Source organism: Roseibium sp. AWQ4_254, from assembly GCF_056161025.1.
The window spans coordinates 1-12716 of record NZ_JBSWYH010000002.1 but is presented as its reverse complement, the minus strand read 5'-3'; the positions used below and the strand labels follow the sequence as shown (position 1 = coordinate 12716).

Sequence of the window (12716 nt, the reverse complement as noted above, 5' to 3'; positions counted from 1 at the left end):
ATTTGGTGCAAAGCCTTGAATCGGCTATAAAAGAAGCAGCTATAACAATGAAATGAGTTCATCCTTGGCTGACCAGGACAACAGCACCCCTTCTGACGGTTTGCCGTCCGATATCAAACCGGTCTCCATCGTCGACGAAATGAAGCGCAGCTATCTCGATTACGCAATGAGTGTGATCGTGTCCCGCGCGCTTCCCGATGTCCGCGACGGGCTGAAACCGGTCCATCGCCGCATCCTCTATTCGATGCATGAAAACGGCTATGAGTGGAACAAGCCCTACCGCAAGTCGGCCCGTGTGGTCGGGGATGTGATGGGTAAATACCACCCCCATGGCGACAGCGCGATCTATGATGCCCTGGTGCGGATGGCGCAGAACTTTTCGCTGCGGCTGCCGCTGATTGACGGGCAGGGCAATTTCGGCTCCATTGACGGTGATCCGGCCGCGGCCATGCGCTACACCGAGTGCCGCCTGGAAAAAGTGGCTCACAAGCTTCTGGACGACATCGACAAGGAAACAGTCGATTTTCAGGAGAACTACGATAATTCGGAAAGCGAGCCCGTTGTCCTTCCGGCAAAATTCCCCAACCTTCTCGTTAACGGAGCAGGCGGCATCGCCGTGGGGATGGCGACCAACATCCCGCCGCATAATCTCGGTGAAGTGATTGATGCGGCCATCGCCATTATGGAAAATCCAGCGATGACCCTGGCCGAGCTGATGGACATCGTCCCAGGCCCGGATTTCCCGACCGGAGGCACGATCCTGGGCCGGTCCGGCATCCGCAATGCCTATGAAACCGGGCGCGGATCCATCGCCATGCGGGCGAAGGTCGACATCGAAGAGGTGCGCAAGGACCGCAACGCCCTGATCGTTTCGGAAATCCCGTATCAGGTCAACAAATCGACCATGATCGAGAAAATCGCCGAACTGGTGCGCGATAAGCGCATTGAGGGTATTTCCGACATCCGCGACGAGAGTGACCGCTCCGGCATGCGGGTGGTGATCGAATTGAAACGGGACGCGGTGCCCGATGTTGTGCTGAACCAGCTCTACCGTTTCAGCCAGCTGCAGACCTCGTTTGGCGCCAATATGGTGGCCCTGAATGGCGGCAAGCCGGAGCAGATGAACCTCTCCGACATGCTCACCGCCTTTGTCGCTTTCCGGGAAGAAGTGGTTCAGCGGCGCACCCGCTATCTGCTCAAGAAAGCCAGGGACCGGGCCCATATCCTGGTCGGCCTTGGCATTGCTGTTGCCAATATCGATGAGGTTATCCACCTGATCCGCACCGCACCCGATCCGGCAACCGCCCGGGCGCAATTGATGGAGCGGGACTGGCCAGCCCATGATGTCGAACCGCTGATCCAGCTGATCGACGATCCCCACCACAAGGTTCAGGAAGACGGCACCTACAAGCTGTCGGAGGAGCAGGCCCGGGCCATTCTGGATCTGCGTCTGCAACGTCTGACAGCCCTTGGCCGCGATGAAATCGACGACGAGTTGAAGAAGATCGGCGCCGAGATTTCCGATTATCTGGACATTCTGCGCTCCCGTGCCCGGATTCAGGAGATCGTCCGCACCGAGATGCTGGAGATCAAGGAAGAATTCGCAACCCCCCGGCGCACGGAAATCGTGGAAGGCGGCGCGGATTTTGATGATGAAGACCTGATCCAGCGGGAAGACATGGTCGTCACCGTCTCCCATGGCGGCTATATCAAACGCGTGCCGCTGGCTACTTACCGGGCGCAGCGCCGGGGCGGCAAGGGCCGGTCCGGCATGGCAACGAAGAACGAGGATTTCGTCACCCGGTTGTTCGTGGCCAACACTCATACGCCGGTTCTGTTCTTCTCCTCCAGGGGCATTTGCTACAAGATGAAAGTCTGGCGTCTGCCGCTTGGCGGCCCGACGTCACGCGGCAAGGCTTTGGTCAACATGCTGCCTCTGGAACAGGGCGAACAGATCACCTCCATTCTGCCGCTGCCGGAAGATGAGGACACCTGGGCAAATCTTGATGTGATGTTCGCCACCGTGCGCGGCACGGTCCGGCGCAACAAACTGTCCGATTTCGTCAACATCAACCGGAATGGCAAGATCGCCATGAAACTGGACGAAGGCGACGGCATTGTCAGTGTCGACACCTGTTCAGAACATGCGGACGTCATGCTGACCACAAATTCCGGCCAGTGTATCCGGTTCCCCGTCACGGATGTGCGTGTTTTTGCAGGCCGCAACTCCGTCGGGGTGCGTGGCATTCGTCTGGCTGATGAAGACCGGGTCATCTCCATGCAGATCCTGCATCACATCGATGTGGATGCCGAGGAGCGGGCTGCTTATCTGAAGCTCTCCAGAGCCATGCGCGGCGAAACCGACGAGAATGGCAATGGCGCCGATGAAGACGGTGTCGTGGCCGGAGATCTGCCTCAGGAACGCTACGCCCAGATGAGCGCAGCTGAGCAGATCATCCTAACGGTTTCGGAAAACGGTTATGGCAAAAGGACATCGTCCTTTGAATACCGAGTGACGGGCAGGGGGGGCAAAGGCATCACGGCCATGGCTGTGAACGACCGCAATGGTGGGCTGATCGCCTCCTTCCCGGTCGAAGACAGTCATCAGATCATGCTGGTTACCGATGGCGGCCAGTTGATCCGCTGTCCGGTCGACGGGATCCGGATTGCCGGGCGCGCCACCCAGGGTGTGATTGTGTTCAAGACCGCCTCAGATGAAAAAGTGGTTGCCGTTGAAGGCATCTCGGAAGTCGACGACGAGGATGATCTGCCCGAAGGCAGCGAAGAAGGTGGCAACGCTGAAGGCAATCCGGACGACGGGACCCAGGAGGCTGGAGATGGCAGCGGACCCGAAACACCCGAGAGTTGAGCAGCCAGCGCTGAGACCAAGGCGCTGAAGACGGCAACAGCGGCCAGAGAAATCTGCGCCGCTGTTTGTCGTTCTGGGAGGTCTGTTTGGATGACCTTGCCGCGTTCTATGGTTTCAGACAGGTTTGCACTAGTTGGACGGATAGCGCGCCAGAATGGTCTCATTCACGGTTGGAGTTGCTTTCTCAACTGTCACAAAAGACACCGTACGGACTTTACCCGCACCGGTCAGGGCGGCGGCGCAGTCGTCGCTCCATGCACCCCAGGTCTGGGCTGCGCAGTTTTTCGCACGTGCCTTGCCATGTACCCGGTCCGTTTTGGTCGATGCAAGGCCTTGGGTCGCCAGACTGGTCAGGCCTTCCGCATGAGATGCATTGCTCGGGTGCAGAGTGATCAAACCGGCTGCAATCACAGTGGCCAGCGCAACAACAAAGATGGCCACCATCTTGATCTGCGAAGACGGATGAAACGCCTTGCCTTCGAATTGAAACGAGTGCCCGTTTGCCTCACGCTTGTGTGCGGGGATTGTCTTGAAACTCCTCATGGTCCTGGCTCCTGCTCACGCCCTTGTTTCGATGCGTGCACCTTGGACCAGCTCTGTAAAGTGAGATGTGATCGCCATCACAAAAGTGCGCCTGTCGCCAAAGCCACCTGAAAGCCGGCTGTTTGCAGCCGCTTCCGCCCACAAAACTCTAACCACGGCGACAAGACAATCCGGATGCATCCCGTTCAGGAGACCCGAGAGAATGTGGACCAGACTTGTCTTCGGCAAAGGCCGTGCATGGGCTGCCTGTTGGCAAGCTGACAGACAATCGGCGAGACACCTGCAAAATTTAACCGGCAGACGGCATACACTGGATGACAGCTGAAGAAATAGATCCTTTTGGTTGACAACGTCGCCGCCACCCTGGCCTGGCCATGCCGGATAATACAGTTCCTTGTGAGTGTGCACGGCAGAGACAGATATTCTCTTTGGGTTTTTCTTGTCGCCGGTTCACATGGAGGGTATGGAATTGGCCATGACACGCATTGCGCTCTATCCAGGGTCTTTTGATCCGGTGACAAACGGACACATGGATATTCTCCATCAGGCACTGGCCCTGGCGGACAAGGTCGTGGTGGCGATTGGCATTCACCCCGGAAAATCGCCGCTGTTTTCCTTTGAAGAGCGCGTCGGCCTGATCCATGCATCCGCCGAAGCGGAATTTGCCGCAGATGAAGCCCGGCGGATCGAAGTGATTTCCTTTTCAAATCTGGTCATAGACACGGCCCGGGAGCAGGGGGCGGCCTATCTCGTGCGCGGACTTCGGGACGGCACGGATCTGGATTACGAAATGCAGATGGCCGGGATGAACGCCACCCTCGAACCCGATATCCGCACCGTGTTTTTGCCAGCTTCGCCCAATGTCCGCCACATCACCGCCACCTTGGTGCGTCAGATCGCCAAAATGGGTGGCGAAATTGCCGCCTTTGTGCCGGCGCCGGTGGCGGACCCTGTGCGCGAACGCGCCAGACCCGCGCCGTGAACACATTGCATTTCTGTTCTGACAATCAGGAGTTTCCAGTGTCTCGCATACTCGCTCTTTGCTCGCTTCTGGCGGCACTACTGATCCTGCCGGCCGTGACAATGGCCCAGGCTGCCGATCTTGAAAACACGCTATATCTCGATCTCAAGGATGGACGTGTCGTCATTGAGCTGCGCCCGGATCTTGCCCCCAAACATGTGGAGCGGATCAAGAAACTGACCCGGGAAGGGTTTTACGACGGCATTGTCTTTCACCGGGTGATTGACGGTTTCATGGCGCAGACCGGCGATCCGACCGGTACCGGAATGGGCGGCTCCGATCTGCCCGATCTAAAGGCGGAATTTTCCAAGGCGCCGTTCAGGCGCGGAACCCTTGGTATGGCCCGCGCCGCCAGCCCGGACAGTGCCAATTCCCAGTTTTTCATCATGTTCAATGACGGCGACTGGCTGAACGGCCAATACACTGTTTTCGGGCAGGTCGTTGACGGGATGAAATATATCGACAATATCACCCGCGGCGAGCCGCCTGCGAATCCCGACAAGATCATCAAGATGCAAGTCGCCGCAGACACGCAATAACACCGATATCACTGGCCCGTTTAAAAGACCTCAAGGAGTACGACATGGCCGAAATCAAGGATGCTGAACACACCCTTCTCATGGAAACGAGCCAGGGCTCCGTTGTGATCGAAATGAAACCGGACCTGGCACCCGGCCACGTGGCCCGGATCAAGGAGCTGGTGCGGGAGGGCTTTTACGACGGCATTGTCTTTCACCGGGTGATTGATGGGTTCATGGCCCAGACCGGCTGCCCGCAAGGCACCGGCACGGGTGGCTCCGGCCAGAAACTGAAGGCCGAATTTAGCAAAGAAAAACATGTGCGCGGCACCTGCTCCATGGCCCGTGCCATGGACCCGAATTCCGGCGACAGCCAATTCTTCATCTGCTTCACCGATGCACCCTGGCTAGACGGTCAGTATACGGTCTGGGGCAATGTGATCGACGGCATGGACAATATCGACAAGATCAAACGCGGTGAGCCGGTCTCCAATCCGGACAATATCGTGTCTTTGAAAGTCGCTGCCGACGCAGCCTAAAGACAAAAGATCCTGACGTTTCAAACAGCGCGGAGGGCTTCTTCGCGCTGTTTTTGCTTTCAAAAGCCGCCCCTTCAAGCGGCTCAGCGGTTGACCGCCTTGTGTTGCGCCTTTAAGAGCCGCTCACTGGCTGCCTGGCAAATTGCAGACTTGGCCGCTTTTGGTCCACCAGCCTCTGAAAATTCGATTGGCATCTGCCCCATGCGCGTAGACGATTTTGATTTTGAGCTTCCCAATGAGCGCATTGCGCTGCGGCCCGCCCGGCCGCGCGATGCGGCCCGCATGCTGGTGGTTCGGCCCGGAGACGCAGCCCCCTTGCGCGACGCAGGTGTGCGGGATCTTCCAGCCCTGCTGCAGCCCGGAGACGCGCTTGTCTTTAACGACACGAAAGTCGTTCCGGCACAGCTGGAAGGAAAGCGGCTGCGCGCTGACATCAGCGCAGGGATCAGCCTGACCCTTCACATGCGCACCGGTCCGGACCGCTGGCGCGCCTTTGCCCGACCGGCAAAGAAATTGCAGCTCGGCGACAAGCTGGTGTTCGAGGGACCCACAACGTCTCTGACGGGGGAAGTTGCGGACAAGACGGACAGCGGCGAAATCCTGATTCTGTTCGACGCCTCAGGGCCGCAGCTGGATGAGGCCATCGCAGCTGTCGGCCACGTGCCGCTCCCCCCCTATATTGCCCATAAAAGGTCTGAAGACGCTGAAGACCGGCGCGACTACCAGACAATCTTTGCCACGAAGGACGGGGCTGTGGCCGCTCCGACAGCCGGGCTGCATTTTACCCCGGAGCTCCTGACAGCCCTTGATAAACGCGGAATCGAACGCCACCGGGTCACGCTTCATGTGGGTGCCGGCACCTTCTTGCCCGTCAAGGCGGACGACACCAGCGACCACAAGATGCATGCCGAATGGGGGCAGGTGCCGGAAGAAACGGCAACAGCCCTTCAGGCGGTCAAGGCACGGGGCAACAAAGTCGTCAGCATCGGTACGACCTCCTTGCGGATCCTTGAAAGCGCTGCGCAAGAGAGCGGTCACATCGTCCCCTTTGCAGGGGAGACTTCGATTTTCATCACGCCCGGCTACCGGTTCAAGGTCATCGATGCCTTGATGACCAATTTTCACCTGCCCAGATCAACCCTGTTCATGCTGGTGTCGGCCTTGTCAGGCCTGGAGACAATGCGCCAGGCCTATGCCCATGCCATTCAGCAGCACTACCGGTTTTACAGCTATGGCGATGCGTCTTTGCTGTTTCCCAAGACGACGCCCTGAGGACACTCATGCCTGAAACTCAAAAGCAATTCGGCTTCAAACTTCTGGCCAGGGATGGTATGGCGAGGCGCGGCGAGATCACCACGCCCCATGGGGTGGTGCGCACACCGGCCTTCATGCCTGTTGGAACACAGGCAACCGTCAAGGCCATGTATCCGGGACAGGTGCGGGAGACCGGCGCGGACGTGGTGCTGGGCAACACCTATCACCTGATGCTGCGGCCAACGGCAGAGCGGGTGGCCAAACTAGGCGGCCTGCACACATTCATGAACTGGCCGCATACGATCCTCACCGACAGCGGCGGGTTTCAGGTCATGTCCCTGGCACAGCTCCGGAAACTGGATGAAGATGGTGTCCGGTTCCAAAGCCATATTGACGGGCGCAAATACCATCTGACTCCGGAACGGTCCGTGGAAATCCAGGGGCTTTTGGGCTCAGATATCCAGATGCAGCTGGATGAGTGCATCAAGCTCCCGAGCCCGAAGGAAGAAGTGCAGCGGGCCATGGAACTGTCGCTCAGGTGGGCCGAGCGCTCAAGAACCCAGTTCGAGGCCATGGGCGGTCCAGCGAAGGGGCAAGGGCTCTATGGCATTGTGCAGGGCGGAGACCAGCCGGATCTGCGTATCCGTTCAGCGGAAGAACTCGGTAAGCTTCCCTTTGAAGGCTATTCGGTGGGCGGGCTGGCGGTGGGCGAACCGCAAGAGGTCATGCTGGCCATGCTCGACATCACCACCCCTGTCATGCCTGAGGACAAGCCGCGCTACCTCATGGGCGTGGGAACCCCGGACGATCTTCTGGAAAGCGTGAAACGGGGGATAGACCAATTCGATTGTGTCATGCCCACCCGGGCCGGACGCCACGGGCTGGCCTATACCCGCTATGGCAAGGTGAACCTGAAAAATGCGCGCCATCAGGAAGATCCGCGCCCACTGGACGAACTCAGCGACTGTCCGGCAACCTGCACCTACAGCCGTGCCTATCTGCACCATCTGGTGCGGGCAGGCGAGGGCCTTGCCGGGATGCTGCTCACCTGGAACAACATCGCCTATTACCAGCAGTTGATGAAGGGTATGCGCGAAGCGATCGAAGCCGGCACGTTCGAGGATTTCTATGCCCGGACCAAGGAAGACTGGGCCCGGGGCGACATTCCCGCACTCTGATCCGTCTGAAAGCCTCAGGCTGCAAACCCGTCGGATTTGGTCAGGTAGCAGCCTGAGATGCGCCAGCTGCCGTCACCCTGTTGCTCGAAACTATAGAGCGCGAGCCAGTTCTGACCCTTGGGTCCCACCACATAGACTTCCTGGGTTGGGCCAAACTGGGTCATTTTGGAGCGTCCGAAGGTGACGCTTTTGGGGTTATAGACCGGCTGATAACCTTGCCGGACCATTTCCATGAAGAGTTCGGGGGATTGAAACCGCTGTTTCAGTCCATTGGTGGCAAATGAAAAGGCGGCACGGGCATTGCCCGAAGCAAAGGCGCTCATCTGATCCTTTATGATGGATTGAAACGTCCGGCTATCCACCTTGTCTTCAGCCAGGCCTGATCCGCACATCACCAGCACCGCAACGGATGCGCCTGCCAGGATCTTCCGCAAATGCTTGTACACCGCCATTGCCGTCTCCTTTTCAAAGGTTACTTGAAAAGTTTACGATGATTGCAGGCATGCGGATCGAAAAGCTTGGCTTTATCCACCATTGTGACCGCTTAAATTTCAGACTGTTTATGCTGAAAAACCAGTCGTTTTTAAATTCACCTCGTAAGTTCTTTGACTTAGCCGGATCACAATAGATCCTGCCGGGACAGAAGGCCATCTTGCAGAACGGCATGAAAACGGCCGGACTGACGGATCAGTCCGGCCGTTTCTTTGAAAGAGGGTCAGAACCCTTCTTATTCAGCGGCCAAAGGCTGCTGAATCATGCCCTGCATGAACGGCACCAGCTCTTCGGCAAGCTTGGGATCGTCCATTCCGAAAGCAATGTTTGCACTCAAGAACCCGGCCTTGTTGCCACAATCGTAACTGCGGCCTTCAAACTTCAGGGACGAGAAGACCTGCTTGGACATCAGGGAAATCATGCTGTCGGTCAGCTGGATCTCCCCACCAGCGCCGGTTGCCTGATTGGACAGCAACTCAAAAATGTCCGGCTGCAGAATGTAGCGGCCCGTGATCATCAGGTTGGACGGTGCCGTGCCAGGAGCCGGTTTTTCGACCATATTGGAGATCCGGCTGGAATTCACGTTGATCGTTTCCGACAATTCAACAATGCCATATTGATGGGTCTGATCTTCGGGAACTTCTTCCACCGCAATGATGTTGCCCCCCGTCTGATCATAAAGATCAACCATCTGCTTAAGGCAACTCACCTTCGATTTGATGATGACATCGGGCAGGAGGATCGCGAAAGGTTCCTCCCCGATAATGTCCCGGGCGCACCAGATGGCATGACCGAGGCCAAGAGGGGCCTGCTGGCGGGTGAAACTGGTGGAGCCGGGCTGAGGACGGTGCTTTTCAAGCAGCTCCAGCGCGGCCGTCTTGTTGCGCGCCTTGAGCGTATCCTCCAGCTCATAAGCCATGTCGAAATGGTCTTCGATCACATGCTTGTTTCTACCGGTAACGAACACAATGTGCTCGATTCCGGCGGCCCTGGCCTCATCGACAACATATTGAATGATCGGCCGGTCGACGATTGTAAGCATTTCCTTGGGCACGGCCTTTGTGGCCGGCAAAAATCTGGTGCCTAGCCCGGCGACAGGCAAAATGGCTTTACGAATGGGCTTGTTCATATCAGGCCTTTCGATACTGATTGGCAAAGGTCACTCCCCCAATCTGGTCACAAACTGACCTTGGGGACAATAAACTCAGGGTTCTTGGCAGGTTTAGATCAGCACCGGGACACCCAAAATGGGATCACGGTTAATTTCAACATGGCATTACCCCCGCATAGTCAACCATGGCAGCCTAGCATGAAACTATGGCAAGTGTGTGAGATAAGCCGGAAAGTATCTGATTACAAAGACTTTTAAACGTTTGAAACAAGTTTCATCCTGGCAACAGAGCTGCGGTTGCAGCGTACGCAAAAGAAGGCTATGGAACACCCAATTGGTGCCGAGCGGCAATTGGATACACGGACGGTCACCGCCGTCGAGACATGCAAGGTGAGGAATGGCCGAAGCAAACCGCATTGTTGCAGTTGGAAACGTCTCTTTTGACAATGAAGCGCCGTTCAGCCTCATCGCCGGGCCTTGCGCGCTGGAAAGCAGAGCCCACGCGCTTGAATGTGCTGCCGCCATCAAGGAAATTACCGGAAGGCTCGGCATCAAAACCGTCTACAAATCCTCCTTTGACAAGGCCAATCGGACTTCCTTGAGCGGAGGACGCGGAGTGGGGCTGAAGGAAGCCCTTCCGATCTTCGCCGAAATACACGAGACCTTTGGAATGCCTGTGGTGACGGATGTCCATTCCGCAGAGCAATGTGCGCCCGTCGCGGACGCAGTCGACATGCTTCAGATCCCGGCCTTTTTGTGCCGTCAGACAGATCTCCTGATCGCTGCCGCCCGCACCGGCAAGGCCGTGAATATCAAGAAAGGGCAATTCCTGGCCCCCTGGGACATGAAAAACGTTCTGGCAAAAGTCACCGGATCCGGAAATCCCAATGTGCTCCTGACCGAACGGGGAGCGAGCTTTGGATACAACACCCTCGTCAGCGACATGCGCGCTCTGCCCATCATGGCGGAAACAGGTGCCCCGGTTGTCTTCGACGCAACCCATTCGGTTCAACAGCCGGGCGGGCAGGGGGGCTCGACCGGCGGTGACCGGACGATGGTGCCGGTTCTGGCCCGTGCGGCGGTGGCTGTCGGCATTGCCGGTCTCTTTATCGAAACGCATCCGGACCCTGACAAGGCCCCGTCTGACGGGCCCAATATGGTGCCGATGCATCAGCTTGAAGATTTGCTGCGCAAGTTGCAGGCCATTGACGCCGTGGTCAAGACGACACCAGCTGCCAGTTAAGTTCAGAACCATGCCGCCGCGCGGGTTTTGAGGGAGCTGAAAGGCTCCAATATCAACACCGGCGCGCCGGTCCATCATGTGCAGGCCTTTCCGCCGGCGCTCAGTCTATAAGGTCCATGCGACAGGGGAGTTTTTCCATGACCGCCATCATCGATATCGTCGGACGTCAGATTTTTGACAGCCGCGGCAATCCGACTGTTGAAGTCGATGTCTTCCTGGAAGACGGTTCATTCGGCCGGGCAGCGGTCCCCTCCGGCGCCTCCACCGGCGCGCATGAAGCGGTCGAGCTGCGCGATGGCGGTGACCGCTATATGGGCAAGGGGGTTGCCAAGGCGGTGGAAGCCGTCAACGGCGAAATTTTTGAAACGGTTGGCGGTTTGGACGCCGAGGACCAGCTCCAGATAGACCAGGCCATGATCGGTCTGGACGGAACAAGCAACAAGGCGCGCGTTGGCGCCAATGCCATTCTCGGCGTGTCCCTGGCCGTTGCACGGGCTGCGGCCCAGGCATCCGGCCTGCCACTTTACCGCTATGTCGGAGGCACTTCAGCCAGAACCCTGCCGGTTCCGATGATGAACATCATCAATGGCGGCGCCCATGCGGACAATCCGATCGATTTCCAGGAATTCATGATCATGCCGGTGGGCGCAGACTCGTTCTCTGACGCAGTGCGCATGGGCTCGGAAATCTTCCACACCCTGAAGAAATCCCTGAATGCGGCTGGCCACAACACCAATGTGGGAGACGAGGGCGGTTTCGCCCCCAATCTGGAATCCACGGATGCGGCCATCGGGTTTGTCATGACAGCCATCGAAACCGCAGGCTACAAGCCGGGTGAAGATGTGTATCTTGCTCTGGATGCTGCCTCGACCGAATTCTTCAAGGACGGAAAATACGTTCTGGAAGGCGAAGGCAAGACGCTCGCACCTGAAGAAATGGCCAAATATCTCGGGGATCTTGTATCCCGCTATCCGATTATTTCCATTGAAGACGGCCTTGCAGAAGACGACTGGGATGGCTGGAAAGCCACGACGGATCTGATCGGCAATACTTGCCAGCTCGTCGGCGACGATCTGTTTGTCACCAACTCCGAGCGCCTCAACAAAGGCATCGATCTTGGGGTCGCAAATTCCATTCTGATCAAGGTCAACCAGATCGGCACCCTCTCAGAGACCCTCGACGCTGTCGAAACTGCCCATAAAGCCGCCTATACCGCCGTCATGTCGCACCGCTCGGGGGAAACGGAGGACGCAACCATTGCTGATCTGGCTGTTGCGACCAATTGTGGTCAGATCAAAACCGGTTCTCTGGCCCGCTCCGACCGGCTCGCCAAATACAATCAGCTGATCCGGATTGAGGAAGAACTCGGGCCGCAGGCAGTCTATGCCGGCCGCTCCGTCCTGAAGGGCTAAAGCCCCGTCCCGTCTCGGCCAAAGATGCCCGATATGAAAAGCCCCGCTCCGGCGGGGTTTTTTTGCCTTTTGCATCGCTGGCCGCAGCTCGGGCAGATGGCGTAGACTTGACGAAGCCAGAAGATTTGGCGCCAGAACGATGGATCATACCAATCAAATTCGATAGAGACCTACTTGATGGCATTTTCCAGCTTGCAGGCAAGGCGCGGTGTGCAAGATGGCCTTGGTTGGCCGTTCAGACATCGCAACACCGTCAGACGGGTTGGAAAACACAACCAAAGGCTGCTGCCCGACCCATTTCGATGAGACTGTCCGGAATTCTGTGCCCTGGCGCTTTGATTACGCCATTAGGAAGCGGTCTTCGAACATGATTGCGAGCTGGCTTTTCACGGCGTGCCATTCTCGGACTGAGCGCTTCCACTCCTGAGAAGTAGCATTCAGCGCGAGATAGATCAATTTTGCGGCCGCGTCATCACTTGGGAAATGGCCGCGGGTTCGTACCGCACGCCGGATTTTCGAGTTGAGCGCCTCAATCG

General features: G+C 57.5%; 12 protein-coding genes. 8 read left to right on the top strand and 4 right to left on the bottom strand.

What is annotated here, in order from left to right:
- Positions 1 to 52 precede the first annotated feature (52 nt).
- Positions 53 to 2869 (top strand): DNA gyrase subunit A, encoded by a 2817-nt coding sequence (gene gyrA, locus ACXAIC_RS01875; protein ID WP_475173037.1) that lies wholly within the window; start codon positions 53 to 55, stop codon positions 2867 to 2869.
- 129 nt (positions 2870 to 2998) lie between these two features.
- Here the strand turns inward: gyrA and ACXAIC_RS01870 are convergent, their stop codons facing one another.
- A complete protein-coding gene (locus ACXAIC_RS01870) occupies positions 2999 to 3412 on the bottom strand; it encodes a phosphopantetheine adenylyltransferase (RefSeq protein ID WP_475173036.1) in 414 nt (137 codons plus the stop codon).
- Between the two features lie 475 nt (positions 3413 to 3887).
- Here ACXAIC_RS01870 and coaD point away from each other — a divergent pair, with 475 nt between their 5' ends.
- The 5 genes from coaD (at position 3888) to tgt (ending at position 7922) form a co-directional block, all read left to right on the top strand.
- Positions 3888 to 4394 (top strand): pantetheine-phosphate adenylyltransferase, encoded by a 507-nt coding sequence (coaD, locus tag ACXAIC_RS01865; protein ID WP_475173035.1) that lies wholly within the window; start codon positions 3888 to 3890, stop codon positions 4392 to 4394.
- Positions 4395 to 4432: 38 nt separating this feature from the next.
- Entirely contained in the window at positions 4433 to 4972 is a 540-nt protein-coding gene (locus tag ACXAIC_RS01860) for a peptidylprolyl isomerase (protein ID WP_475173033.1), read from the top strand.
- Between the two features lie 44 nt (positions 4973 to 5016).
- Positions 5017 to 5490, top strand: a complete 474-nt coding sequence (locus tag ACXAIC_RS01855) for a peptidylprolyl isomerase (protein WP_475173031.1) — start codon at positions 5017 to 5019, stop codon at positions 5488 to 5490.
- Positions 5491 to 5691: 201 nt separating this feature from the next.
- Complete coding sequence (gene queA / locus ACXAIC_RS01850) at positions 5692 to 6762, top strand: tRNA preQ1(34) S-adenosylmethionine ribosyltransferase-isomerase QueA (protein WP_475173029.1); 1071 nt, start codon at positions 5692 to 5694, stop codon at positions 6760 to 6762.
- A gap of 8 nt (positions 6763 to 6770) precedes the next feature.
- Positions 6771 to 7922, top strand: coding sequence for a tRNA guanosine(34) transglycosylase Tgt (gene tgt / locus ACXAIC_RS01845; RefSeq protein ID WP_475173027.1), 1152 nt, complete (start codon positions 6771 to 6773; stop codon positions 7920 to 7922).
- Between the two features lie 14 nt (positions 7923 to 7936).
- Here the strand turns inward: tgt and ACXAIC_RS01840 are convergent, their stop codons facing one another.
- Together ACXAIC_RS01840 and galU are read right to left on the bottom strand one after the other, a co-directional pair.
- The gene (locus ACXAIC_RS01840; protein WP_475173026.1) at positions 7937 to 8374 is read right to left on the bottom strand and encodes a DUF4864 domain-containing protein; all 438 of its coding nucleotides are present in this window, start codon (positions 8372 to 8374) and stop codon (positions 7937 to 7939) included.
- A 275-nt stretch (positions 8375 to 8649) separates the two neighbouring features.
- On the bottom strand, positions 8650 to 9543 hold the full coding sequence (galU, locus tag ACXAIC_RS01835) for a UTP--glucose-1-phosphate uridylyltransferase GalU (RefSeq protein WP_475173023.1): 894 nt from the start codon (positions 9541 to 9543) through the stop codon (positions 8650 to 8652).
- A gap of 379 nt (positions 9544 to 9922) precedes the next feature.
- On the opposite strand from galU, the gene kdsA reads away from it, so the two are divergent.
- Together kdsA and eno are read left to right on the top strand one after the other, a co-directional pair.
- On the top strand, positions 9923 to 10768 hold the full coding sequence (gene kdsA, locus ACXAIC_RS01830; RefSeq protein WP_475173022.1) for a 3-deoxy-8-phosphooctulonate synthase: 846 nt from the start codon (positions 9923 to 9925) through the stop codon (positions 10766 to 10768).
- 137 nt (positions 10769 to 10905) lie between these two features.
- Positions 10906 to 12180, top strand: coding sequence for a phosphopyruvate hydratase (eno, locus tag ACXAIC_RS01825; protein ID WP_475173019.1), 1275 nt, complete (start codon positions 10906 to 10908; stop codon positions 12178 to 12180).
- A gap of 339 nt (positions 12181 to 12519) precedes the next feature.
- On the opposite strand, the gene ACXAIC_RS01820 is transcribed toward eno, so the two are convergent.
- Positions 12520 to 12716, bottom strand: a 197-nt coding sequence (locus ACXAIC_RS01820; protein ID WP_475173018.1) for a transposase, incomplete at its 5' end; no start/stop codon positions are given.